Raw genomic sequence first — 25,473 nt, forward strand, 5'->3', positions numbered from 1 at the left:
ATAGCTTCACCACAGAACTAAAATCAGCAACGCGCCACATACGGACAGGGCAAACAGCGAGAGATCCATCAGCAAGGGATGCCAGATATCGCCCGCGTACATCCAGTCACGGAGTTGCTGGTGCGCAACCAGCCAGATAAGAAAGCCGAGCAGGACGGCTTTAAATAGCGGTGGGAAATAGATAGAGGCACCCACCATAAGGTCTTGCAGCGGTAGTCCCGGGAGTTGAAGAATCGACTTCACAAGCAGAAATCCTTTGCAATTGAAGAGTTAAGACTCGATAGTGAGCGTAACGCTAACGCCATGCAGACAATTTTAACACAGTGTAAATCATTGCTCTGCTTTGCGCGTATGCAGCAATACATTTGTTTTGAGTATTTAAATACTGCACACTATTCTAAAATCAGTATAATAACTTAGCAAGCTAATTATAAGGAGATGAAATTGGAATCGCCATTAGGTTCTGATCTGGCACGGTTGGTGCGCATTTGGCGTGCTCTGATCGACCATCGCCTCAAACCTCTGGAACTCACGCAGACGCACTGGGTCACGCTGCATAATATTCATCAGTTGCCCCCTGAGCAGTCGCAGATCCAGCTGGCTAAAGCGATCGGCATCGAGCAGCCGTCATTGGTTCGCACTCTGGATCAACTGGAAGAGAAAGGGCTTATCTCTCGCCAAACGTGCGCAAACGATCGTCGTGCTAAGAGAATAAAACTGACTGAAAAAGCCGAACCATTGATTGAAGAGATGGAAGCGGTGATCAGTAAGACGCGGGGCGAAATTCTTTCGGGGATCTCGCCGGAAGAGACCGACCAGCTGGTTGCGCTTATCCATAAGCTGGAACAAAACATTATCGATCTGCAATCCAGAGATTGATTGTGTTCGCCAGAAGCCCTGCCAGAAGACAGGGCTTTTTTACGTCCTATTCCCATACCACCACGCGGTTGCGCCCGGCTTCTTTTGCCCGATACATCGCTTCATCCGCCCGACGCACGCACTCTTCAACGTTAACCGTCAGGTCAGTGGCGGTGAAAACGCCCATACTGATAGTGATAGGCTCCGGCAATTGCGATTGACTACTTTCAGCGTCCTGGCTGGCAATGGCAACACGAATACGCTCGGCAATGCCTTCGGCAACGTCTGAGGACGCGCCGACCAGCAGCAGGGCGAACTCTTCTCCGCCGATGCGTGCGGCAACATCATTTTGTCGAACGGAATCCTGTAGCACCTTTGAGACAAACTGAATCACCTTATCGCCCTGCAAATGGCCGTATTTGTCGTTGATACGTTTAAAGTGGTCCAGGTCGCTGACAATCACCGAGATAGGTTGCCCGGTCGCGACTTTTGGCATCAATGCGGTAAACGTGTCGTAGAAATAGCTACGGTTAAAAAGTTGCGTCAGCGGATCGCGGATAGAGTTTTGATACGAATGCATGTACCGGGTGTTGGACTGACGATAGAGCGTAAAGACATCGCAGAGCAGCACAAGAATCAGGAACATAGTGGAGATGGTTTCGAACAAACGGGCTTCATACCAGGTATAACCCGCACTATGCCCCGACGACATCAGCACAATCAGGGTAAAGATGTAGCAGGCGCAAAAGAAGGCTCCGCTGTACCAGAATATATTATTGAGCTGTGTCACAACCAGAATTGCCAGCAAAGCGATAACCCATAGGGCAATTAATATCCATCCCAGCTGGTTTCCCCACAATTGCGTAAACTGATAGGTGTTATTATCTACAAAGTCTACGCTTAGCAATTCGTAATGACTGGAGTAAAGCCAGGATAATAATAGCATGCCTAACGTAAATAGTAGGATGCCTACGAGGATAATCGTATGGATTTTAAAAGTATGCATCTCGCGTTTTTTAAATGCATACAAAATGACGGCGAAAATAAAAAGAAATGCCATCATAATATTTCGGAAAAAATAAAAGATTAATGTGTCGTTATAGTTAACCCGCGTTAGTCCGGTACACATAAACCAGTCCGGGAAGCTATCCAGCGTGCCCAGCATCAGAATGGCGGAACCCGCAAAGGCGAAGGCAATCGGCGTGAGGTAAAGACGATGTTTATCACAGGAGTATTTCATTACCATGAAGGCGGCGATCATGGCATGAAAAACCATTAAAAACATAGTTAAAATAGGAAAAAGCAACGGCGCAATCGTAGGAGTACGATGAATTATCGCCGCCGAAAAATGGTTAAGGATAACAATCCCTATAATACAAATGGTGAAGTAAACCAAAAAACGCTGTAACGGAAACTTCAATTTCATCAGCATAGACGACATTCCAATATTATTCGGAGTGAAAATACTCTCAGGCTCACTGGGCATCCAGCCCGGTGGGATTAATCTTAGAGGAATTTATTCGAAGGAATATTGTTTTTGCGCAAATAATAATTACACAGAACGGCTTGTTTATATTCACGCTGTCAATGAATCTAAACGAGTCTGGAGATAAGTCAGGAAATGTCAGTGGGAGAAAGTAAGAAAGCGTGGCCTGACCAGGCCACGCTGAAAATCATTAACGCGGGGAAACAGTCACCTGGCTGCCGTTGCTCGCCATCACGACGCGCTGGCCAGCAGAGAAGCGGGTGTCACCCTGTTTCTGAACAACCATGATGGTGTTGCCGTCATCTTTACGAATTTCCAGCTCAACACCCTGGGTTTTGTTCATCGCACCCTGGACGCCCTGGCCTGCTACGCCGCCTGCGACAGCGCCGGCTGCTGTTGCCAGTGAACGGCCTGTACCGCCACCGATGGTATTACCGAGGAAACCACCCAGCACCGCACCGCCGATGGCGCCAATGACGTTGCTATCATCACCGCCCTGAATCTGTACCGGACGCGTGTTGACGATGGTACCGTAGGTGACATTCTGAACCTGCTTGGCTTCGGAAGCTGAATAGACATCGCCGGACAGACCGCTGCTGCTAACGCACCCTGCTAACGATAAACCGATCATTGAAGCGGCCAAAACACGTAACATCATTTATGAATCTCCTGTTCACCAAGAAACGCTCTTGCGAGCATCCGTATCAGGTAATTATATGGTATTTGCTCATGGCAGGTTATATATTCTGCACGACTATAGACAAATAATAACGTGGAATAACTTAACCAACGTTAAACACTCCTCCTGAAAACCGCACATTTTTTATCCAGGTGTGCAGCTGCTGTATAAAATATCACTAAAAATTATTATTGCATCATAGCATTGGGCATTGCTTTATGGTGGAGTGTAATTCCACTGCTTATGCAACTAAGGAAGGCGTATGAAATCAGGCCGTTATATTGGCGTGATGTCGGGAACCAGTCTCGACGGGGTTGATGTTGTGCTGGCGGCTATTGATGAAAGCAGAGTGGCGCAACTGGCCAGCCTCGCGTTTCCCATTCCCATTAACCTGAAAGAAGCGGTGTTGGCCGTTTGTCAGGGGCAACAGCTGACGCTCTCACAGTTTGGTCAGTTAGATACACGTCTGGGAAGGTTGTTTGCCGATGCGGTGCTGGCGCTGATGAAGCAGGAAAATCTGCGGCCTGAAGATATCGTGGCGATAGGCTGTCACGGGCAAACCGTCTGGCATGAACCCACGGGCGATGCGCCTCATACGCTGCAAATTGGCGATAACAATATTGTTGCGGCGCGAACGGGCGTCACCGTGGTAGGTGATTTTCGCCGTCGCGATATGGCGCTGGGCGGGCAAGGCGCACCGCTGGTGCCTGCATTCCACCACGCGTTGCTGGCGCATCCTGGCGAGCGACGAATGATTCTGAATATCGGCGGGATTGCCAACCTCTCTTTGCTCATTCCGGGTCAGCCGGTTCGCGGTTTTGATACCGGCCCTGGCAATATGCTGATGGACGCCTGGATCTGGCGCAATCTGCAAAAACCGTATGACAAAGATGCGGCATGGGCCAGCGAAGGCAAAGTGTTGTTGCCGCTGTTGCAGGAGATGCTCTGCGACCCGTATTTTGCTGCGCCTGCGCCGAAGAGCACCGGGCGCGAGTACTTCAACTACGGCTGGATCGAACGCATCCTTGGGCAATTCCCGGCGCTACGCCCGCAGGATGTGCAGGCGACGCTCGCTGAGTTAACGGCCACCACCATCAGCGAACAGGTGTTGCTGAGCGGCGGCTGCGATCGTCTGCTGGTGTGCGGCGGCGGTAGCCGTAACCCGATAGTGATGACTCGCCTGGCCGGTATGCTGCCGGGAACGGAAGTCGCCGCAACGGATGAATACGGTATCAGCGGTGACGACATGGAAGCGCTGGCCTTTGCATGGCTGGCCTGGCGTACCCTTGCGGGTTTACCGGGAAATCTGCCTTCGGTGACTGGCGCATCGCAGGAGAGTGTTCTGGGTGCTATTTTCCCAGCAAATCCGCGCAAATAGGAGTTTGCTGAAATCATCCTGGCGTGCTGCACGATAAACTCAGGAAAAAGGGAGGATTCGTACCTCCTGTGGACCAGGAAAGTCGTAAGGCACGCCAATGAAAAAATTACTTATCGCTGTTATTCCTTTAATGCTGGCTGGTTGCAGCACCTACAATCAGTTTATGGAACGGATGCAAACCGACACGCTGGAGTACCAGTGTGATGAGAAGCCGCTCACCGTCAAACTGAACAATCCGCGTCAGGAAGTCAGCTTCGTTTATGACAATCAGCAGTTGCATCTGCCGCAGGGTCTGTCGGCATCCGGGGCGCGTTACACTGACGGCATTTACGTTTTCTGGTCGAAAGGCAACGACGCTACCGTCTACAAACGTGACCGTATCGTGCTGAATAACTGTCAGTTACAAAACCCTAAGCGTTGAGATTTTCAACCGGGCGGCGCACAATAACGCTACCCATTTCTGACAATCACAATCGCTATGTCCGATAACGACGAATTGCAGCAAATTGCGCATCTGCGCCGAGAGTATACCCGTGGCGGTCTTCGCCGCCGCGATCTTCCCGCTGACCCGCTGACGCTGTTTGAGCGCTGGTTGTCTCAGGCTTGTGAGGCGAAGCTCGCCGATCCTACCGCGATGGTGGTGGCGACCGTTGATGAGAACGGGCAACCTTACCAGCGTATCGTTTTGCTCAAGCACTACGATGAAAAAGGGATGGTGTTCTACACCAACCTGGGCAGCCGCAAAGCGCATCATCTGGAACAAAATCCGCGTATCAGCCTGCTGTTCCCCTGGCATACGCTGGAACGTCAGGTAATGGTCACCGGCAAAGCCGAGCGTCTCTCTACGCTTGAAGTGGTTAAATACTTCCACAGCCGCCCGCGCGACAGCCAAATTGGCGCCTGGGTATCTAAACAGTCGAGCCGTATCTCCGCACGTGGCATCCTCGAAAGCAAATTCCTTGAACTGAAGCAGAAGTTCCAGCAGGGCGACGTACCGCTGCCGAGTTTCTGGGGCGGGTATCGCGTTTCCATCGAACAGATGGAGTTCTGGCAGGGCGGTGAGCATCGTCTGCACGACCGTTTTTTATACCAGCGCGATGCGAACGACTGGAAAATCGACCGACTCGCGCCTTAAGGGCAAAATTGTTGCGTTAAGCGCTGGTGCTGAAAGGGCTGGCGCTTTATTCTATATCCCTTTCGCGTCAGGCGAAAAAGTCGTGTACCGACAGAGGTGCAGTCGTTTATACATGGAGAATTTGATGGCAAGCAGTAACTTGATTAAACAATTGCAAGAGCGGGGCCTCGTGGCCCAGGTGACGGACGAGGAAGCGTTAGCAGAGCGACTGGCGCAAGGCCCGATCGCGCTCTATTGCGGCTTCGATCCCACCGCTGACAGCTTGCATTTGGGGCATCTTGTTCCATTGTTATGCCTGAAACGCTTCCAGGAAGCGGGCCATAAGCCCGTCGCACTGGTAGGTGGCGCGACCGGTCTGATTGGCGACCCGAGCTTCAAAGCTGCCGAGCGTAAACTGAACACTGAAGATACGGTTCAGGAGTGGGTGGATAAAATCCGCAAACAGGTTGCGCCGTTCCTCGATTTCGATTGTGGCGACAACTCAGCCATTGCCGCGAACAACTACGACTGGTTTGGCAGCATGAACGTGCTGACCTTCCTGCGCGATATCGGCAAACACTTCTCCGTTAATCAGATGATCAACAAAGAAGCGGTTAAGCAGCGTCTGAACCGTGACGATCAGGGCATCTCCTTCACCGAGTTCTCCTATAACCTGCTGCAGGGTTATGACTTCGCCTGCCTGAATAAACTGCACGGCGTTGCGTTGCAGATTGGCGGTTCTGACCAGTGGGGCAATATCACCTCCGGTATCGATCTGACCCGCCGTCTGCACCAAAATCAGGTATTCGGCCTGACGGTTCCACTGATCACCAAAGCGGATGGCACCAAATTCGGTAAAACCGAAGGCGGCGCGGTATGGCTCGATCCGAAGAAAACCAGCCCGTATAAATTCTACCAGTTCTGGATCAACACCGCCGATGCGGACGTTTATCGTTTCCTGAAATTCTTCACCTTCATGGACATTGAAGAGATCAATGCGCTGGAAGAAGAAGACAAAAACAGCGGTAAAGCCCCGCGTGCCCAGTACGTTCTGGCCGAGAAGGTTACCCGTCTGGTTCACGGCGAAGAAGGTCTGGTGGCGGCAAAACGCATCACCGAAAGCCTGTTTAATGGCACCCTGAGCGCGCTGAGCGAAGCAGACTTCGAACAGCTGGCGCAGGATGGCGTACCGATGGTTGAGATGGAGAAAGGCGCTGACCTGATGCAGGCGCTGGTGGATTCAGAGCTGCAACCGTCTCGCGGTCAGGCGCGTAAAACCATTGCCTCCAACGCGGTCACCATCAACGGTGAGAAACAGTCCGACCCGGAGTATACCTTCAGCGAAAGCGATCGCCTGTATGGCCGCTACACGCTGCTGCGTCGCGGTAAGAAAAACTACTGCCTGGTGTGCTGGAAGTAATACAGCGCAACAGAAATGAAAAAGGGCGTGAGAAATCACGCCCTTTTTTACATCTTTTGCGGCATCTTGCAGGATGGCGCTTGCACTTATTCGGCCTACAAAATCGTGCGAATTTAATACATTGCAGGGAACTGGCAGGCCAGATAAGCGCAAAAGTTTGTGTTATTTCAGACCTTCCGCCGCCATCGCTGCCGCAACGGCAGGACGCGCCGCGACACGCGCCATATAGGCCGCAATATTTTTATAACCGCTCATCTCCAGTTTCACCGCAAATGCCCAGCGCAGTACGGTGAACAGATACGCATCGGCAATCGTAAAGCGTGAGCCGCTGATCCATTCGCAATCGGCCAGTTCGCTATCGATATAGGCCATTTTTTTGTCCAGCAGCGCGCGAGCGGTCGGTTTGTAATCTTCCGGCGTATCCGGGCGGAACAGCGGGGTGAAGCCTTTATGCAGCTCGGTGGCGATGAAGTTGAGCCACTCCAGCGTTTTATAGCGGCTGATGCTGCTGACCGGCGCAAGTAGCTGACGGTCGGCGACGCTGTCGGCAATGTATTGCATGATGGCAACGCCTTCGGTCAGAACGGTGTTGTCGTCCAGCTGGAGCGTAGGAACCTGCCCTTTAGGGTTAGTTTGCAGGAAATTTTCCCCGGTTTCAGTCACTTTCTTTTGCAGGTCTACGCCCACGAGCGTGAAATCCAGACCGCTTTCACGCAGCGAAATATGCGACGCGAGGGAACAGGCTCCAGGTTTATAAAACAGTTTCATGGCTAACTCCTTCTGGCAGATGTCATCGGTTTTTTATCTTGAGCCACACAGGGGTGACGAAGGGCATTTCGCTATGTTAGTGCCAGCGGGGATAAAAAAAAAGCCGTTAACTCGCGTTAACGGCTCAAATTCAAATGTTTCCCGATGACATTACGCGGAAGCAGTTTTCTGCGCAGTTACGGTTTTGTCGTCGTCCTGAGTCATGCGATTCAGCTTCGATGCGGTCAGCAGCATCAGCACGGCGATAACGCCAGTGGCAATACCAATCTGCATGAAGACTTTACCGTAGACGTCCAGGGACATCAGCGGGTCAGTGACGTTTTCAGGTACTGCCATCAGGTTTGCAACACGGCCAGCAATCAGCGCTGCACCGGCAGTGGTCAGGAACCAGCTACCCATAATGAAGCCCATCAGACGCTGCGGAACCAACTGTGCAACCATCGCCAGACCAAGGCCGGAGATCATCAGTTCACCGATACTCTGCAGGCAGTAGCTCAGGATCAGCCAGTTTACTGAAACGATACCTGCGTCGGTGGCGAATTTCGCACCCAGCGGCAGTACCAGGAAGGCACCAGAGCAGAGCACCATACCGATTGCAAACTTGTGCGGCATCGGCAGACGGTCGCCCATCTTGTTGTAGATAGCGGCCAGAATCGGGCTACCGATGATGATCCAGAACGGGTTCAGCGCCTGATACTGTTCCGGCTCAAACGCGATACCCAGAATGGAGTGCTCAACGTTACGGATGGCGAAGAAGTTCAGCGAGGTCGGCATCTGGCTGTAGAGAACGAAGAAGACAATCGCTTCCAGCATCAGGATGAATGCCACAATCATTTTACGACGAGCAGCACCCTGCATTGCCAACGCTTCTTTACCGAAGATAACCACGATACCCAGCGCAACCACGCCCAGCACCATACGTGCGACATCCTGGTTGTGCAGCAGCCAGGTCGCGATAGTGACCAGGATAACAACACCCACGATAGTCAGCAGCAGATTACGGTAGTTAATAGGCTCAAAGTCAGGTTTAGAACCGTACTGTTTCACCCAACGCTGGCAGAACGCGAAGTTAACGACGGTGATCAGCATACCCACAACGCTCAGTGCGAATGCAACGCTCCAGCCAAATTTCGCAGCCAGCCACGGGGTTGCCAGCATAGAGAAGAAGGAACCGATGTTAACGGACATGTAGTACATGGTGAATGCACCGTCCAGACGCGGATCATCTTTGTCGTAGCAGGTAGAAAGCAGGGACGATGGGTTAGCCTTGAACAGGCCGTTACCGACCGCAATGGTCGCCATACCCATATACACGACAGCCGCGTCATGACCGGACCATGCAACCAGCGCATAACCAATCGCCAGCACAATTGCGCCCAGCATAATAACGCGTTTAGTTCCCAGAATTTTGTCGCCCAGCCAGCCGCCGATAGCGACTAAACCGTAGACCAGGGCACTGAAGGAGGAGAACAACGTAATCGAATCGGCTTCGGACATACCCAGTTGTTTAACCAGGTAGACAGCCATAATACCTTGCAAGCCGTAGTAACCAAAACGTTCCCAAAGTTCGATCGAGAAGATCAAATAGAACGCTTTTGGTTGTTTAAAAGCGTTCAAACTTACGCTTTCAGTTGGTTTATTGTTTGCAGTAGACACATATACCTCTTTTTTTACATCCCATCTTAACGGGGCGTTACTGGGCGGAAATTCGTATCGACATCCGCCTTTATAGTTATTCTGGAGGGAAACGGGGAGTAATGTTCACTATCCAGTGCTTTCGCACAAGGCTTTTGTCATACTCTGTTACAAATACGTAAGTTACTACAAATGACCAGATATATAAATGTTATTCAGATTTAAATTTCACGCATCGCCATTAGGTAGCGTTTTACTCTGCTGACCAGGGCGAAAGATGGCGTAGTGACCATATCTTCTGCTGAATCGCTTTTGAGGCAGTGATATAGCCTGGATTCTGAAAAATAACTGGTTGATCGTCTTGCGTCACCAGGGTGACACATTGAATTGATGGGCGTTATATGAACAGAAGATAACATTGAGATAACACAATGTTACCGGGCTGTTCAAAACCCAAGGGATATAGAAAATTTAGGTGATAAAAAAAGAATTAACCACAAAAAGTGTTTAGAGCAAGGTGTTCACACCAATAATTTCCAAAATTCTAATGATTAACATCGTAGCGGCAGGGATTTAGCGGCGGCACTGCGCCGCCTTTAAAGATTAGATATCGACCTTCTCTTTGAATTCACAGAGATCTTCGATGATGCAGGAACCACAGCGTGGTTTGCGGGCAATACAGGTGTAGCGGCCATGGAGAATCAACCAATGGTGGCAGTCGACCTTAAACTCTGCCGGTACCACCTTCAGCAGTTTCTCTTCAACCTGCTCTACGTTCTTACCCGGGGCAAACTGCGTGCGATTACAGACGCGGAAGATATGGGTATCAACCGCGATAGTCGGCCAGCCAAACGCGGTATTGAGCACCACGTTCGCCGTTTTGCGTCCCACGCCCGGCAGCGCTTCCAGCGCCGCGCGATCTTCCGGCACTTCACCGTTGTGCAAATCAATCAGCATCCGGCAGGTTTTTATCACGTTCTCGGCTTTGCTGTTAAACAGGCCGATAGTTTTGATATAAGACTTCACCCCGTCCACGCCAAGTTCAAGCATCGCCTGTGGCGTATTAGCGACCGGATAGAGCTTCGCTGTCGCTTTATTGACGCTTACATCCGTAGCCTGCGCGGAAAGCAGCACCGCGATCAGCAGCTCGAAAGGGGAGCTAAAATTGAGTTCGGTAGTCGGGTGCGGGTTGTTGTCCCGCAGGCGGCTTAAAATTTCCAGCCGTTTTGCTTTATTCATCAGGCCTTCTCAGCAGTTTCAACGCCGACGTCCGTGGCGGGCACGGCTTTCGCCTTGCGTTGTTTCGTCCGTTCATCAATCAGATATTTAATCGCCAGCAGCATACCCAGACCAATAAAAGCACCCGGCGGGAGCATCGCTAACAGGAAGGGCGTATCCGTATGGAACACCTCGATACGCAGGGCCTTCGCCCAGTTGCCCAGCAGGCCGTCTGCGCCGTCGAACAGCGTACCGTTACCCAATAACTCGCGAAGGGAGCCCAGCACAAACATGGTGCAGGTCGCACCCATGCCGATGGCAAAACCATCCAGAGCCGATAACGCTGGCCCTTTTTTGGCCGCAAAGGCTTCAGCACGCCCTACGACGATACAGTTGGTCACGATCAGCGGGATAAAAATCCCCAATGACTGATAAAGACCGAAGGCGTAGGCGTTGATCAGCATTTGCACGGCGCTCACTACCGACGCGATAATCATCACGTAGATAGGAATACGAATCTCCGCAGGCGTCCAGCGACGCAGGCAGGAGATGGCAAAGTTGGTTAACGTCAGAACCAGGGTCGTGGCCAGACCAAGGCCCAGCGCATTGGTGGCCGTTGACGTGACGGCCAGAAGCGGACACATCCCCAGTAGCTGAACCAGTGCGGAGTTGTTCTTCCACAGACCCTGGACAATAACCTCTTTTACTTCGCTCATGGTTTATTCTCCACAGGCCTGCAGGTTAGAAAGTTGATTTGGCAACGTCTGAGCGTAAAGCCCGGCGCGTTTTACTGCATTTACCACAGCGCGAGGCGTAATGGTCGCGCCGGTAAACTGATCAAACTGGCCGCCATCTTTTTTCACCGCCCAGGTTGCGTCGCTCTCGCCAGCAATGGTTTTCCCGGCAAAGTGGGTGATCCAGTCCGAAATGCGCAGCTCAATTTTATCGCCCAGCCCCGGCGTTTCATGATGTTCCGTAACCCGGCTGCCCAGCACCGTGCCGCTGAAGTCGGCACCGACCAGAAGCTGAATAGCACCAGAGTAGCCATCCGGTGCGGTAGCTTCCATCACGGCGGCAACTGCCTGCTCGCCCTGACGAGCGATATAGACTTTATGCGTACCTTTTCCCAGCTCCGGCGCGGTAACCCAATAGCAGCTCTGCAGCAAATCGTTATTATAGCGGTCCGCCGGGATCACCTGTTGAAACAGCGCGTTCTGCTGTTTAGCCGCCTGATCGGCGATGGTATTTTTGGTCAACTGGTCGATAGCCGCCGTCAGGCCGGTAGAGCCTGCGGCAAACAGTGCCAGGGTTACCCCGTGCTTACGCATCGTTTTTAACATCATCAATCCTCAGCGATGGCCGTAAACGCGCGGGCGCGTATAGTAGTCAATCAACGGTACGGTAATGTTCGCCAGCAAAACAGCAAAAGCAACGCCATCCGGGTAGCCCCCGAAGCTGCGAATCAACCACACCAGCAGGCCCGCCAGTGCGCCAAAAATCAGGCGTCCACGGTTGGTCGTAGAGGCGGTTACCGGGTCGGTCAGAATGAAGAATGCACCCAGCATGGTCGCGCCAGACAACAGATGCATCTGCGGTGAGGCGACATTTTCCGGATTAAACCACCAGCCAAGCGTCGCGCAGACGGCCAGGCTCAACAGGAAGCTGACCGGGATATGCCAGCGAATGGCGCCTTTCCACAGTAAAAACAGCCCGCCCGCCAGATATGCCAGGTTCACCCACTGCCAGCCAATGCCCGCGAGTGCGCCGTGATAAATCGAAGATTGCATGATGCTGTCTACCGAATGACCTGCGTGACGCGACGTTTTGAAGGTATCCAGCGGCGTGGCCTGGCTGATGCCATCAATGCCCATTTTCAGCGCATTCATGTCCTGGCCCGCAGCCGTATGGCCGGTGAAAATGACCTGTAATGCGTCGATAAAACCTGGCGTGTTGGCGGCAATTTCATGCGGCGGCAGCCAGGAGGTCATCTGCACCGGGAAGGAGATCAGCAGCACAACATAGCCAATCATTGCCGGGTTAAACGGGTTCTGCCCTAAGCCGCCATACAGTTGTTTAGCGATGATCACCGCAAAAGCTGTGCCCAGCACCACCATCCACCACGGGGCGAAAGGGGGGATACTGATGGCCAGCAGAATGCCGGTCAGCCAGGCCGAGTTATCTGCAAGCGTCGCGGCAATAGCCTGCTTTCTCAGACGCAATATGAACGATTCCGTAGCCCAGGCCGTCAGCGAGGCCAGCAGAAGCTGAATCAGGGTTCCCCAGCCGAAAAACCAGCTTTGCACCGCAATGCCGGGCAGGGCGGCCAAAATCACCAGCATCATGATGCGCGATGTCTGGCGCTGGTTATGGGTATAAGGGGAACTCGCTATCTTGAAAACCATTTATTCCTCGTTTACAGCTTGCGCGGCTTTTTTAGCCTGAACGCGGGCAATAGCTGCCGCAACGGCCGCTTTGCGTGGATCATCATTGGCAGCCGACTCATTTGCGGCCTGTTGCTCGGCTTTACGTGCTTTGGCTCGTGCAATAGCGGCTTCAACGGCGGCCTTACGCGGATCAACGGCTTCCGCTGTTGCTGCGGGTTCGCTGGCCGCCTGCTGTTCCGCCTTACGCGCTTTAGCACGTGCAATAGCCGCTTCAACAGCGGCTTTGCGCGGATCCACCGTTTCCGCTGTCGCAGCGGGTTCACTGGCCGCTTGCTGCTCCGCTTTACGCGCTTTGGCCCGTGCAATAGCGGCCTCAACAGCCGCTTTACGCGGATCAACCGTTTCCGCTGTCGCAGCGGGTTCACTGGCCGCTTGCTGCTCCGTTTTACGCGCTTTAGCGCGTGCAATAGCGGCTTCAACGGCGGCTTTACGCGGGTCTACCGCATCGCTGACCGATGATGGCTGTTTTTCTGCCTGCGCTGCTCGGGCTTTTGCTTTACGCGCTTCGCGAGCTGCAATTACGGCGCTGTTATCCGGCAGTGCACCTGCTTTGATGATGACCGGCTGCGTGGCCTGCTGCTGCTTCTCTTTCACGCGTGCCAGCGCGGCATTGATTGCATCCTGATCTTTCGCCGCTGGCTGCACGGCTGCTTTTTTATGGCGTTCAGCACGCGCCAGTTTTTCGCGCTCAAGACGATTCTGACGTGCTTCAAAGCGGGCTTTCGCTTCCGCGGCACGCTGCTCTTCAAGACGAATTGCTGAGATTTCCGCTTTTTCCTGGCGGAAGTACTGCACCAGCGGAATGCTGCTCGGGCAGACCCACGCGCAGGCGCCGCACTCGATGCAATCAGAGATATTATGCGCAGTCGCTTTATCGTGCTGCTGGCCCTTGCTGAACCAGTAAAGCTGCTGCGGCAGAAGATCGGCCGGGCAGGCGTCCGCACAGGCGCTACAGCGAATACAGCCTTTTTCTTCTTCAGGCTCGCCCATTTCCGATGGCGATGGCGCCAGCAGACAGTTGGTGATTTTGACCACCGGGACGTCCAGCCACGGCAGGGTAAAGCCCATCAGCGGGCCGCCCATAATCACAAGCTGTTCGGCAGACGGGCAGAAACCCGCGTCTTCAAGCAGATGACTGACCGGTGTGCCCAGACGCGCCCAGACGTTACCCGGTCGGCTCACGGATTCACCGGTTAAGGTCACCACGCGTTCGGTTAACGGTTCGCCGTCTATCACCGCGCGCTTCACCGCAAACGCGGTACCGACGTTTTGCATCAGTACGCCGATATCGGATGAACGCCCGCCGTGCGGAACCTGCTTGCCGGTAAGAATTTGCGTTAACTGCTTCGCGCCGCCGGACGGATATTTGGTGGGGATGACGCGCAGGCTGATATCATGTGCGCCCGCCAGCACCGCGCGCAGCATTGATATTGCCTGCGGTTTGTTATCTTCAATGCCTATTAGAATCTGCTGTGGTTGCAGGATATGACCGAGAATACGGATACCTTCGATAACCTGCGCCGCACAATCCTGCATCAGCCGGTCATCCGCCGTGATATACGGTTCGCACTCCGCCGCATTGATAATCAGCGTGGTGATTTTATCCCCGCCGCCGCGCAGTTTTGTGCCGGTCGGGAAACCCGCTCCGCCAAGGCCCGCGACGCCGAACTGATGAATTCGTTCAATCAATTCTTCACGCGAACGAGTCTGATAATCGTGCCAGCCGTCGCGTGAGATCCACTGATCTTCGCCATCGGCATCAATGATGACGCTCATTTCCGGCAAGGCGGAAGGATGCGCCGTGGCGTGCGGCTCAATGGCGGCGATAGTGCCGGAGGTTGGCGCATGTACGGGCAGCATTCGCCCCCAGCCGCGCGTCAGTGGTTGACCGCGCAGCACGCGATCGCCGGGCTTCACGCACAGCTCGCCTTCAGCACCAATATGTTGCTTCAGAGGAATGACGAAACGCTGCGCAAGGGGAACCTGACGCAGCGGCGTGCCATTAGACTGAGTTTTCATTTCCGGTGGGTGAATCCCCCCATCGAAATCCCAGATTTTCTCTTTTCTGAACGCGGAAAATAACTTAAGCATGTTGTTCCACAGGAATATTACGTACCGGGATGCTTTGCAGGTCCCATTTCCAGCTGTCGGTTGTAGTGGCGACCGGACGCAGTTCAATACACTGGGTCGGGCAGGGCGCAACGCACAGGTTGCAGCCGGTGCAGAGGTCACTCATTACCGTGTGCATCGCGCGGGTCGCGCCGACAATGGCGTCCACCGGGCACGCCTGAATGCACTTGGTACAACCAATACAGTTGTTTTCGTCGATCACGGCCAGCATCCGCGCCGGTTCCTGAACGGCGGTATCGCCGTCGACAGGTTGCGGATCGACGTTAAGTAATTCGGCAATTTTCAGCATCACCGCTTCACCGCCGGGGGCGCAGCAGTTAATTTTTTCACCGTTGCTTACCGCTTCGGCATAGGGGCGACAGCCCGGATAGCCGCACTGCCCGCACTGGCTTTGCGGTAAGAGTTCATCAATTTTTTCAACAACCGGGTCATCTTCCACCGCGAAACGGCGTGAGGCGTATCCCAGTATGACGCCGAAAATCAGCCCTAAAACGCTGATAGCGGCGACAGCAATCCAGAAGGTCATCATTACAACTTCACCAACCCGCTAAAGCCCATAAACGCCAGCGACATTAACCCTGCGGTAATCAGCGCAATCGCGTTACCGCGAAACGGCGCGGGTACATTCGATACCACCAGACGTTCACGAATAGAGGCAAACAGCACCATCACCAGCGAGAAACCGACGGCGGCGGAGAAGCCATACAGCGCCGACTGCAAAAAGTTATGGCCGAGGTTAATGTTGAGCAGCGCCACGCCGAGCACCGCACAGTTGGTGGTGATCAGCGGTAAGAAGATGCCCAGCAGACGATAAAGCGCCGGGCTGGTTTTACGCACCACCATTTCGGTGAATTGCACCACTACGGCAATCACCAGAATAAAGGCCAGGGTGCGCAGATAAATCAGATTAAGCGGAATCAGGATCCAGGTATCAATCAGCCACGCGCAAATTGACGCCAGCGTCATCACGAAGGTGGTCGCGAGCCCCATGCCCATTGCTGTTTCCAGCTTTTTGGACACGCCCATAAACGGGCAAAGCCCGAGAAACTTCACCAGGACGAAGTTATTTACCAGTACGGTACCGATAAAGAGCAATAAGTAGTCAGTCATCATTCGACCTGTAACAAAAAAAGCCGCCTATTATCGACGAAAGCGCGTTCATCGACAACAGGGCAAGAGTGTGGTTATTAAGGGTTCACAAACGTACGTTTCACGCGGGATGAGCGTTTGAGATAGGGCACAACCAGCGCCGCAGCGGCCAACGGCAGCAATAACTGGCGCAGCGCGATGATATCGGACACCGGTGCGAATGCAAATGCCTTAATCGCCAGCAATAATGAGACCAGTAACCAGATAATATAATGTTTAGGCACATTTTTACGGCGCTTAAAGAAAGCAATGGTCAGCCACAGTGTGTAATACCACATGGCAATCACGAATGCTAAAGAGAGAACCCAAAGGGCCAGATGCGTGCTGCTTTGTGCTTTTAACAGGTTCAGGATCTGCGGATTAAGCAGGGCGTTAACGAACATCAGCAGTTGCAGGCTAATGCTAAGCAGGGCGACCAACAGCCACGCCAGCGGGCCGAGCAACCATCCACCAATTCGTTCTGCAGAATTTGACGACATTTCGTCTCCTGATTATCAGCGTCAGTTATAAATATGGCGGTGGAGTATAAGCAACTGACGCTGATGATAACAATAGTTACTGCACGTAATGCCAAACGGATTTTGGCACCTGGCCAATATCGAACAAACGACCACCAGAAACCAGCTCCGCACGACGATGATCGGCAGCGCGATACATATTGATTAATTCATTGGTGTCGGAAAGCGAATAGTTAAGATGATCATAAAGTTTTTCGAGATTGTCCAGCGAGCTGACTTTACGGAATTTCAATAAATAATCCAGGACGGTCATTTGTAGGTATCCATTTTATAATGTTAAATCACGCAGGGCCTGAAGGGGCGCAAAAGCGCGGTACCGCAAGGGCACATCGCTCAGTCTGACAACAAGTTTATCGACACCCGTTTTCATTAAGAGTTCAGCCCGCAACGAGCATACTCTCTTCAGGACGCTGTAATTATTTGGGTTATAAATGACAAATTCAAGAACAGAAAATGGCGTTATTGATATATCGCAGGAAATGACGTTATCACGAAAAGCATTTGGGCGCCCCAGGGCGCCCGGAGCGGATTAGCGCACGTTGCCGTGGCTGTTGATCGCTTCTTTATACCAGTAAAAGCTTTTCTTGCGCTTACGGGCAAGGTTTTGCTGATGATCGACATAAACAAAACCGTACTGTTTTTTGTAACCGTTCAGCCAGCTTAGCAGGTCGATGAAGGACCACGGATAATAACCGCGTACGTCGGCACCTAACGCAATGGCTTTTTCCAGCGCATCAATATGCATACGCAAATAATCGATGCGCGGTTGGTCAACGATCTCACCATCAACAATCGGATCTTTGGCGCCAAGCCCGTTTTCCGTGATGTAGATGGGGATATCGCCATAGCGTTCTTTGATAGTCATAATGCCGTCGGTCAACCCTTGCGGCCAAATCTCCCAGTCCCAATCCGTATAAACGCCGTTGGGGTTACGGACAAATTTAAACAAACCTTTAAAGCCAAATTCGCCGCCGCTATTTTTTTCGCCGCTATGATTGGACTGCGTTAGCGTCTCGCCTGGGTTGGCGGTAACGGTTTCGCGACGGTAGTAGTTCAGGCCGATAAAGTCGCAGCGATATTTACGTAATAATTCATCATCGCCGGGCGCAAAGCGCGGCACGCCCCACAGGGCTTGCGTCTGGGTAACAAGTTCAGCCGGATAGGTGCCCTTCAGCACCGGATCGTACAGCCAGTGGGTGTGAATGGCGTCGGCCAGCTCACTGGCGGCGGTATCTTCCGGTGAATCGGTAAGCGGCGTATGCGGTTGCAGGACGTTAACAAAGCCAATCTGGCCGTCGATGTTCATTTCACGGAAGGCTTTTACTGCCATGGCATGAGCGATAAAGACCTGGTGGCAAGCCTGAATCGCCCGGGCCGGGTCTTTCACCGACGGCGGATGGCTACCGGTAATATAGCCATGACCGATAAAGACGATGGTTTCGTTAAACGTTGCCCAGAGTTTAACGCGCGAACCGAAGCGGGCGTAGCACAGACGAGCGTACTCTTCGAAGGCTTCCGCCGTTGAACGGACTTCCCAGCCGCCTTCATCCTGCAACGCCTGGGGTAAATCCCAGTGATAAAGCGTAATCATCGGAACAATATTGTGCGCCAGCAGGGCATCAATCAAATCGCTGTAAAATTTAACTCCGGCTTCATTAACCTCGCCACGACCATTCGGTAATAAGCGCGGCCAGGAGATGGAAAAACGATAGCTTTGCAGGCCCATTTCCGCCATGAGCGCGACATCTTCCTGCATACGGTGGTAGTGGTCTACGGCGACATCGCCGTTGGTTCCTTGATAAGTCGTTCCGGGCAGATGAGAAAACACGTCCCAGATAGACAGCCCTTTGCCATCTTCATCGTGCGCGCCCTCGACCTGATAGGCTGCGGTTGCAGCACCCCAGAGGAAATCTTTTGGAAAAGCAGCCATGAAACTCTCCTTATCTGTGCAATAAGGTGAGTGTAAAGAGGGGAAAGAGGGTGTTGCAACCGGTTTCAGAAACCGGTTACACAGTTGCGATCGCCGTCACTGTTCAGTGAACAGACTTATTTCTTTTGTACAGCCGCAATCGGCTCTGGCGGTTGGTAGTTATCAATATGGTGCGCGATAACAAGAAGAAGAACCGAGACGCTAAGTACGCCCCAACCGATCAGTTCAACGATCCGTGTAAAGACAATAGACATAGTAATTAAGACAATTTCGACAAAATTAATGATACGGACAAAGATCTTACCTCGCCTGGCGCGCAACGCAAGTCCTCAGCCGAAACGATTCATGTCTTTCGCTCATTTTCCGATATTTCCATGCTTCCATACGCCATAATGTTATTAATCTGTTGTTCGTCACCGCAATATGTTGTGAAATAAGAAATCGATTACACGGCGACGGGTGCTTCACCGGGTCGGACAAAAACAGCACAGATAAGAGGCTATTATGAGTGACAGTATTCGTGTCGGATTAATTGGGTATGGTTATGCCAGCAAAACCTTTCATGCGCCGCTTATCAGCGGAACGCCAGGGATGGAGCTGGCGGTGGTGTCCAGTAGCGACGCCGACAAAGTTAAAGCCGACTGGCCCAATGTCAGCGTGGTCTCTGAACCTAAACACATTTTCGCCGATCCCACTATCGACCTGGTGGTGATTCCTACACCGAACGATACCCACTTCCCGCTGGCGAAAGCCGCGCTGGAGGCGGGTAAACACGTGGTGGTTGATAAACCCTTTACCGTGACACTGTCACAAGCGCGAGAGCTGGATGCGCTGGCAAAAAGCCAGGGTAAATTGCTGTCAGTGTTCCATAACCGTCGCTGGGACAGCGATTTCTTAACCGTGAAGTCGCTGATTAATGAAGGCCGCCTGGGCGAGGTGGCCTATTTTGAATCGCACTTCGACCGCTATCGCCCACAGGTGCGTAACCGCTGGCGCGAGCTGGCAGGCCCTGGCAGCGGCATCTGGTACGATTTAGGCCCACATCTGCTGGACCAGGCGGTGAATCTTTTTGGTCTGCCGGTCAGCCTGTTCGTCGATCTCGCGCAGCTGCGGCCAGGCGCGCAGGCGACGGATTACTTCCATGCGGTGCTGGTGTATCCACAACGCCGTGTGGTGCTGCACGGAACGCTGTTGGCCGCGGCTGAAACCGCGCGATATATTGTGCACGGGTCGCGTGCCAGCTACGTGAAATATGGCCTCGACCCACAGGAAGAACGGCTGAAGAACGGCGAGCGCCTGCCGCAGGAAGACTGGGGCTATGACATGCGCGATGGCGTGCTGACGCGGGTAGACGGTGAAGATCGTGTTGAAGAGACGCTGCTCACCACGCCGGGCAACTATCCGGCTTACTACGCGGCGATCCGCGATGCGCTAAACGGCGCGGGCGAGAACCCGGTTCCGGCAAGCCAGGCTATTCAGATTATGGAATTAATTGAGCTGGGGATTGAATCCGCGAAACATCGCGCGGTGCTTTCTCTGACCTGATGAAGGTAAACAAGAACGGGCGCGCAGCACACGCTGTGCGCCCGTTTTTTTATGCGTCTTGTACCCGTGCGCGAAGCGCCGCTTTTTCGGCTTCCGACAGGAAAGCAATTTCAAGCCCGTTGATTTGCGCCTGACGAATTTGCGCAGGCGTCAGCCCGGCCGCCGGTGCCGCAACGTGATATTCGTGTTGAATATCGATACCCTGAACTGCCGGGTCATCGGTGTTGATGCTTGCCAGCACGCCATGTTCCAGGAAGGTTTTCAGGGGATGCTGGGCCAGCGATGGCACGGTGCTGGTCTGGATGTTCGATGTCAGGCAGGATTCCACGCCGATGCGCTGTTTCGTCAGGAATTCCATCAGCGCCGCGTCTTCTACGGCTTTGACGCCGTGACCGATACGTTCAGCGCCCAGTTCGCGAATGGCCTGCCAGATGCTTTCCGGGCCAGCGGCTTCGCCCGCGTGTACGGTAATACGCAGCCCCGCATCACGTGCGCGGTTAAAGTGGCTCAGGAACAGGCTGCCAGGGAAGCCGAGTTCATCGCCCGCCAGGTCAAGCGCGGTAATACCGTCACGATGCGCCAGCAGGGCATCCAGTTCGCGCAGGCAGGCGGTTTCGCCAAAGGTGCGGCTCATGATGCCAATTAAACGCGCCTCAACGTTGAAATCACGGCAGCCTTCACGCACACCGGCGATTACGGCTTCCACTACGCCTTCAACCGGAAGCTGGTGAGTCATCGCCATATAGCCCGGCGAGAAACGCAGTTCGACATAGTGCAGACCGTTGTGGGCGGCATCTTCGATATTTTCGTAGGCCACCCGGCGACAGGCATCGAGGTCGGCCAGTACTTTGACGCCCCAGTCGAGTTTACTTAAAAAGCTCACCAGATCAGGTTCATTACTGGTGACCTGCACATGCGGAATCAATGCCTCAAGGCTGGAGGCAGGAAGGGTTAAATTGTGCTGACGGCCAAGATCGAGAATAGTTTGGGCGCGAATGTTGCCATCAAGGTGGCGATGAATGTCGGTGAGGGGGAGCGTAGTATCAATCATGGTCGCACTCTTTATTAGATTAAGTGCGCGCTATTATAAAAACATTTCACTGTAAAAAGCTATTTGCGCAACGAAAAATTATCGTTGCGCAAAATTGCTAGCGTAACGTATTGATGGCCGAGATCAAACGCTCGACGCCTTGTTCTAGCTTGGATCGAGGGCAGCCCGCGTTCAGGCGAATAAAGCCGTTGCCTTCCTCGCCGTAGGTATAGCCCGGCATGATCGCCACTTTCTGCTGTTTGATCAGCACATCCTGTAGCGCGTTGTCGTCAATGTTTAATGGACGTAAATCGACCCATGCCAGATACGTTGACTCGGGCATTGCCCAGTTCAGCTCCGGGAATGCGGTATTTAGCGTCTGCGCGATGTAACGCATATTATCCTGTAAATAGTTGCGCAGAGCGTCCAGCCACGGCTCGCCTTCGCGATAAGCCGCGATGTGCGCTACCAGCGCAGGTACCGACGGGGAAGAGAGGCCGTCGCGGCTCTTCAGCGCAAACAGATAATCGTTGCGCGCGGTTTCGTCGGCTATCAACCCATAGGCCCCGGTAAAGGCCGGAATATTGAAGCTTTTTGAACCTGACGTGAACAGCGCCCACGGGCTGCGCGCCACGTCGCACCACGGAGTATGCTGGTGGTTGCCCCACACCATATCCATGTGGATTTCATCGCTGATGACTCGCACACCGTGTTTCTCACACAGTTCAGCCATCGCATTTAGCTCATCGCGCGTCCACACTTTCCCGGTGGGGTTATGCGGGCTGCACAACAGCAGAATTTTGTTTTGTGGCTGCGCCAGCGCCGCTTCCAGCTTCGCCATATCGCAGAACCACTGGTTATCGGTCTTCTCCAGCGGCACGCCGACAATCGTGCGCTGGTTGCCGGTAATGGTTTTGAAGAAGGCATCATACGCCGGCGTGTGCACCACAATCCCGTCACCGGGCGCGGACCACTGGCGAATCATCTCGGCCACCATATAGATGACGGACGGCCCGTAAACAATGCTTTCCTGATCAATTACACTTTGAAAACGACGGGCGAACCAGTGAACGATGGCGGGCGGAAACTCGTCGTTTTTCCAGCGGCTGTAGCCGAAGACGCCGTGCGCCAGGCGTTTGCTCAGCGCATCCAGAATGCAGGGGGCGGTGGCGAAATCCATATCGGAGATGGTAAACGGAAGGAGGTCGGCGTCACCAAAACGGTCGGCAACGTAATCCCACTGGGTACACCATGTGCCATGCCGGTCTATCACCGTTGAAAAGTCAAACATGTGAAATCCTTAACTGTTAGCGAGGACGCTATTTTGCCCCTGCGAGCGGCAGGGGCAAAGGGCGTTTTATGCCTGAACGGTATTCATCAGTACCGCAATCTCGTCTTTAACGGATTGCACCTGCGGCCCAATCACCACTTGCAGGTTGTGCTGGTTAAGCTGTACCACACCAATCGCGCGGTTCGCTTTCAGCGCTTCAACGTCGACTTTTGACATATCCTCGACGGACAAACGCAGGCGGGTGATGCAGTTATCAAGAGAGACAATGTTTTCAGACCCACCGAGAGCCGCAAGAATGGCCGGGGTGTTGTAACCGGATTTACCGATAGTCCCGGTGACCGCTTTTTCGACGGCGCTGCTGGTTTCAATATCGCGGCCCGGCGTCTTGATATTAAAGCGGGTAATGGCGAAGCGGAAAATCGCGTAGTAGGCGACGAACCACACCGCAGCCACCACCGGCACCATATACCATTTGGTGGAGAGGCCGTGCAGAATGCCGAACACCACGAAGTCGATAACGTTGCCGTCAGTGTTACCAATGGTGACGCCGAGAATCGCCATCATGGTGAAGCCCAGGCCAGTCAGCAGCGCGTGGATAACGTACAGCACGGGGGCCACGAACAGGAACAGGAATTCCAGCGGTTCAGTGGTGCCGCCCACGACGCAGGCAATGACGCCGGAAATCAGCAGGCCTTTAATTTTGTGACGGTTTTCCGGACGAGCACAGTGGTACATCGCCAGCGCCGCACCCGGCAGGCCGCCGAGGAAGGCAGGCATTTTACCCTGCGACAGGAAGCGAGTAGCGCTTTCGGAGAAGCCGTGGGTGTCCGGGCAGCTTAACTGTGCCTGGAAGATGGTCAATGCACCGCTGACAGAATGGCCGCAGACATCCATCGTGCCGCCGGCTTCGGTAAAGCGAATCAGCGCGACCAGAATATGATGCAGACCAAACGGTAGCAGCAGACGTTCACCGGTACCGAAGATCATTGGGCCAAAGTCGCCCGCACTGTTGATAACATGACCCAGCGCGTTAATGCCCATCGCAAACACCGGCCAAATCAGCGGGATCACCAGGCCAACCAGGCCTAATACAACGGTGGTGATAATCGGAACAAAGCGAGTGCCGCCAAAGAACGCCAGCGCATCCGGCAGGCGAATGGTGTGGAAACGTTCGTGCAGCAGCCAGACGATGATCCCGGCGATCACCGCGCCAAGAATACCGGTGTCGATAGACTGAATACCGAGGATATTCTGGATGTTATTGGCTTTCAGTATCGCGGCATCGGTGGTCGGCAGGATACCTTTAGCCGTCAGCCAGAAGTTGACCGCCAGGTTCATAACCGCGTAACCGACGAAACCGGCGAAGGCCGCAACACCTTTGTTTTCACGCGCCAGCCCCAGCGGGATGGCGATACAGAACATCACCGGCAAGAAGCTAAAGGCAAAAGAACCAACTTTGCTCATCCAGATAAAGAGCGCCTGCAGGAACGGGGTGTCGAGCCACGGCAGGAGCGTGAGAACGTCATGGCTGCTTAGGGAGCTGCCGATCCCCAGCATGATCCCACAGAAGGACAGCAGGGCGACAGGAAGCATGAATGTCTTGCCAAGCTGTTGAAAGAACTCCCACAATGTGACTTTTTGTGCTGCTCTGGTCGTCATCGAACGACTCCTTGTACAAAAAATGGGTTGAAGATGTTGTGGAGCGCAAGATAAAACGTTTTACCCAATTTTAGTGCGAGTGAAATCACATAATGAAATGATGATAACGTTTATAAAGTATCTTATTAGGTAAAACGTTTTATCGATCACTTAAAAGGAATCGCCAGTCCTTATGGCAATTGCAAAAAAAGTCACGATCAATGATGTCGCTCTGGCCGCTGGCGTATCGGTGAGTACGGTCTCACTGGTACTCAGCGGGAAAGGGCGGATCTCAAGCGCGACCGGTGAGCGGGTATATCAGGCCATCGACCAGTTAGGCTTTGTGCGTAATCGTCAGGCGGTCTCTTTGCGCGGCGGGCAAACCGGCGTTATTGGGCTGATTGTCGGCTCACTGTCGTCACCGTTTTATGCGGAGCTGACCGCCGGGCTGACGGCGTCGCTGGAATCGCAGGGCAAAATGGTTTTTCTGACCCAAAGCGGGCGCCAGGGTGAAAACATGCTGGCGCGCTTCGATGCGCTGGTGGCGCAGGGCGTGGATGGCGTGGTGATTGCCGGAGCGGTGGATCAAGCCAGCGAGCTGCGCGAGAAAGCGGAAGCGTCGAATATTCCGCTGGTGTTCGCTTCTCGTGCGAGTTATCTCGATGAGGTGGATTTAATTCGCCCCGATAACATGCAGGCGGCGCAGGTGGTGACCGAAGATCTCATTCGCCGTGGGCACCAGCGTATTGCCTGGCTGGGTGGGCAGAGCGCGTCGTTAACGCGTGCCGAACGGGTTGGCGGCTATTGCTCAACGCTGATTAAGTACGGCCTGCCGTTCCACAGTGAATGGGTTGTTGAGTGCGAGTCCAGCCAGAAGCAGGCGGCGGAGGCCATCACGTCGTTATTGCGCCACAATCCAACCATCACTGCGGTGCTGTGCTACAACAACGTGATCGCCATGGGGGCGTGGTTTGGCCTGATGCGCGGCGGGCGACAAAGCGGGGAAGGCAGCGTCGAGAGCTATTTTGACCAGCGCGTCACGCTGGCGGCATTTGCCGAAGTGCCGGAAAGTGCATTAGATGACGTGCCGTTAACCTGGGTCACAACCCCGGCGCGTGAGATGGGCGAAAGCGTGGCCGAGCGAATTTTACAGCGCATTGATACCGGGCAGACGTCAACCCGTAATGTGATTATGCCGCCAAGGCTGGTGGCAAGAAAATAGCCCCTCGAATGAGGGGCTGC

At 53.6% G+C, this 25,473-nt stretch carries 26 protein-coding genes; 7 read left to right on the forward strand and 19 right to left on the reverse strand.

Annotated elements, in window-relative coordinates; genetic code table 11:
• Positions 1 to 6: 6 nt before the first annotated feature.
• Positions 7 to 198, reverse strand: a complete 192-nt coding sequence (locus G163CM_RS05375; RefSeq protein WP_051051017.1) for a DUF1656 domain-containing protein — start codon at positions 196 to 198, stop codon at positions 7 to 9.
• Positions 199 to 438: 240 nt separating this feature from the next.
• Between G163CM_RS05375 and slyA the strand changes: the two genes are divergently transcribed.
• A complete protein-coding gene (gene slyA, locus G163CM_RS05380) occupies positions 439 to 879 on the forward strand; it encodes a transcriptional regulator SlyA (RefSeq protein ID WP_041686238.1) in 441 nt (146 codons plus the stop codon).
• Positions 880 to 925: 46 nt separating this feature from the next.
• On the opposite strand, the gene G163CM_RS05385 is transcribed toward slyA, so the two are convergent.
• Together G163CM_RS05385 and slyB are read right to left on the reverse strand one after the other, a co-directional pair.
• On the reverse strand, positions 926 to 2,290 hold the full coding sequence (locus G163CM_RS05385) for a sensor domain-containing diguanylate cyclase (protein ID WP_231827145.1): 1,365 nt from the start codon (positions 2,288 to 2,290) through the stop codon (positions 926 to 928).
• Between the two features lie 244 nt (positions 2,291 to 2,534).
• Positions 2,535 to 3,002, reverse strand: a complete 468-nt coding sequence (gene slyB / locus G163CM_RS05390) for an outer membrane lipoprotein SlyB (RefSeq protein ID WP_015964268.1) — start codon at positions 3,000 to 3,002, stop codon at positions 2,535 to 2,537.
• Between the two features lie 283 nt (positions 3,003 to 3,285).
• Between slyB and anmK the strand changes: the two genes are divergently transcribed.
• The 4 genes from anmK (at position 3,286) to tyrS (ending at position 6,935) form a co-directional block, all read left to right on the forward strand.
• The gene (gene anmK, locus G163CM_RS05395; RefSeq protein WP_231827146.1) at positions 3,286 to 4,401 is read left to right on the forward strand and encodes an anhydro-N-acetylmuramic acid kinase; all 1,116 of its coding nucleotides are present in this window, start codon (positions 3,286 to 3,288) and stop codon (positions 4,399 to 4,401) included.
• A gap of 97 nt (positions 4,402 to 4,498) precedes the next feature.
• Positions 4,499 to 4,822, forward strand: coding sequence for a C-type lysozyme inhibitor (gene mliC, locus G163CM_RS05400; protein ID WP_015964270.1), 324 nt, complete (start codon positions 4,499 to 4,501; stop codon positions 4,820 to 4,822).
• Positions 4,823 to 4,879: 57 nt separating this feature from the next.
• Positions 4,880 to 5,536, forward strand: coding sequence for a pyridoxamine 5'-phosphate oxidase (pdxH, locus tag G163CM_RS05405; RefSeq protein ID WP_015964271.1), 657 nt, complete (start codon positions 4,880 to 4,882; stop codon positions 5,534 to 5,536).
• Between the two features lie 124 nt (positions 5,537 to 5,660).
• Positions 5,661 to 6,935, forward strand: a complete 1,275-nt coding sequence (tyrS, locus tag G163CM_RS05410) for a tyrosine--tRNA ligase (protein WP_231827147.1) — start codon at positions 5,661 to 5,663, stop codon at positions 6,933 to 6,935.
• A gap of 162 nt (positions 6,936 to 7,097) precedes the next feature.
• Here tyrS and gstA read toward each other — a convergent pair whose 3' ends face one another.
• The 13 genes from gstA to blr form a co-directional block, all read right to left on the reverse strand.
• Positions 7,098 to 7,703, reverse strand: coding sequence for a glutathione transferase GstA (gene gstA, locus G163CM_RS05415; RefSeq protein WP_231827148.1), 606 nt, complete (start codon positions 7,701 to 7,703; stop codon positions 7,098 to 7,100).
• A 150-nt stretch (positions 7,704 to 7,853) separates the two neighbouring features.
• Positions 7,854 to 9,359 carry a dipeptide/tripeptide permease DtpA gene (gene dtpA, locus G163CM_RS05420; protein ID WP_231827149.1) on the reverse strand — a complete coding sequence of 502 codons (1,506 nt, stop codon included), beginning with the start codon at positions 9,357 to 9,359 and terminating at the stop codon, positions 7,854 to 7,856.
• A 582-nt stretch (positions 9,360 to 9,941) separates the two neighbouring features.
• Positions 9,942 to 10,577: an endonuclease III gene (gene nth / locus G163CM_RS05425; RefSeq protein ID WP_231827150.1), complete on the reverse strand. Its 636-nt coding sequence runs from the start codon at positions 10,575 to 10,577 to the stop codon at positions 9,942 to 9,944.
• The gene (locus tag G163CM_RS05430) at positions 10,577 to 11,272 is read right to left on the reverse strand and encodes an electron transport complex subunit E (protein WP_113856956.1); all 696 of its coding nucleotides are present in this window, start codon (positions 11,270 to 11,272) and stop codon (positions 10,577 to 10,579) included. Before G163CM_RS05430 ends, nth begins: the two co-directional genes overlap by 1 nt.
• 3 nt (positions 11,273 to 11,275) lie before the next feature.
• A complete protein-coding gene (gene rsxG, locus G163CM_RS05435) occupies positions 11,276 to 11,896 on the reverse strand; it encodes an electron transport complex subunit RsxG (RefSeq protein ID WP_015964277.1) in 621 nt (206 codons plus the stop codon).
• 9 nt (positions 11,897 to 11,905) lie between these two features.
• Positions 11,906 to 12,958 carry an electron transport complex subunit RsxD gene (gene rsxD, locus G163CM_RS05440; protein WP_231827151.1) on the reverse strand — a complete coding sequence of 351 codons (1,053 nt, stop codon included), beginning with the start codon at positions 12,956 to 12,958 and terminating at the stop codon, positions 11,906 to 11,908.
• The gene (gene rsxC / locus G163CM_RS05445; protein ID WP_231827152.1) at positions 12,959 to 15,091 is read right to left on the reverse strand and encodes an electron transport complex subunit RsxC; all 2,133 of its coding nucleotides are present in this window, start codon (positions 15,089 to 15,091) and stop codon (positions 12,959 to 12,961) included.
• Positions 15,084 to 15,659 (reverse strand): electron transport complex subunit RsxB, encoded by a 576-nt coding sequence (gene rsxB / locus G163CM_RS05450; protein ID WP_015964280.1) that lies wholly within the window; start codon positions 15,657 to 15,659, stop codon positions 15,084 to 15,086. Before rsxB ends, rsxC begins: the two co-directional genes overlap by 8 nt.
• A complete protein-coding gene (rsxA, locus tag G163CM_RS05455; RefSeq protein ID WP_015964281.1) occupies positions 15,659 to 16,240 on the reverse strand; it encodes an electron transport complex subunit RsxA in 582 nt (193 codons plus the stop codon). The genes rsxB and rsxA overlap by 1 nt, the downstream gene beginning before the upstream one ends.
• Positions 16,241 to 16,317: 77 nt before the next feature.
• Positions 16,318 to 16,758 (reverse strand): DUF2569 domain-containing protein, encoded by a 441-nt coding sequence (locus tag G163CM_RS05460; protein WP_231827153.1) that lies wholly within the window; start codon positions 16,756 to 16,758, stop codon positions 16,318 to 16,320.
• 76 nt (positions 16,759 to 16,834) lie between these two features.
• Positions 16,835 to 17,050 (reverse strand): transcription modulator YdgT, encoded by a 216-nt coding sequence (gene ydgT, locus G163CM_RS05465; protein WP_015964283.1) that lies wholly within the window; start codon positions 17,048 to 17,050, stop codon positions 16,835 to 16,837.
• 276 nt (positions 17,051 to 17,326) lie between these two features.
• The gene (locus G163CM_RS05470) at positions 17,327 to 18,727 is read right to left on the reverse strand and encodes a GH1 family beta-glucosidase (protein ID WP_231827154.1); all 1,401 of its coding nucleotides are present in this window, start codon (positions 18,725 to 18,727) and stop codon (positions 17,327 to 17,329) included.
• A 116-nt stretch (positions 18,728 to 18,843) separates the two neighbouring features.
• On the reverse strand, positions 18,844 to 18,981 hold the full coding sequence (gene blr, locus G163CM_RS05475) for a division septum protein Blr (RefSeq protein ID WP_015964285.1): 138 nt from the start codon (positions 18,979 to 18,981) through the stop codon (positions 18,844 to 18,846).
• Between the two features lie 250 nt (positions 18,982 to 19,231).
• Here blr and G163CM_RS05480 point away from each other — a divergent pair, with 250 nt between their 5' ends.
• Positions 19,232 to 20,272, forward strand: coding sequence for an oxidoreductase (locus G163CM_RS05480; protein ID WP_231827155.1), 1,041 nt, complete (start codon positions 19,232 to 19,234; stop codon positions 20,270 to 20,272).
• A 49-nt stretch (positions 20,273 to 20,321) separates the two neighbouring features.
• Here G163CM_RS05480 and add read toward each other — a convergent pair whose 3' ends face one another.
• The 3 genes from add to malX all read right to left on the reverse strand — a co-directional run bounded on the left by add (position 20,322) and on the right by malX (position 24,252).
• Positions 20,322 to 21,323, reverse strand: a complete 1,002-nt coding sequence (add, locus tag G163CM_RS05485) for an adenosine deaminase (protein ID WP_231827156.1) — start codon at positions 21,321 to 21,323, stop codon at positions 20,322 to 20,324.
• A 97-nt stretch (positions 21,324 to 21,420) separates the two neighbouring features.
• Complete coding sequence (locus G163CM_RS05490) at positions 21,421 to 22,593, reverse strand: MalY/PatB family protein (protein WP_231827157.1); 1,173 nt, start codon at positions 22,591 to 22,593, stop codon at positions 21,421 to 21,423.
• Between the two features lie 66 nt (positions 22,594 to 22,659).
• The gene (gene malX, locus G163CM_RS05495) at positions 22,660 to 24,252 is read right to left on the reverse strand and encodes a maltose/glucose-specific PTS transporter subunit IIBC (RefSeq protein WP_231827158.1); all 1,593 of its coding nucleotides are present in this window, start codon (positions 24,250 to 24,252) and stop codon (positions 22,660 to 22,662) included.
• 172 nt (positions 24,253 to 24,424) lie between these two features.
• On the opposite strand from malX, the gene G163CM_RS05500 reads away from it, so the two are divergent.
• On the forward strand, positions 24,425 to 25,453 hold the full coding sequence (locus tag G163CM_RS05500) for a Mal regulon transcriptional regulator MalI (RefSeq protein ID WP_231827159.1): 1,029 nt from the start codon (positions 24,425 to 24,427) through the stop codon (positions 25,451 to 25,453).
• Positions 25,454 to 25,473: the final 20 nt, after the last annotated feature.

The sequence above is a fragment of the Pseudocitrobacter corydidari genome (assembly GCF_021172065.1).
Taxonomy (GTDB): domain Bacteria; phylum Pseudomonadota; class Gammaproteobacteria; order Enterobacterales; family Enterobacteriaceae; genus Pseudocitrobacter; species Pseudocitrobacter corydidari.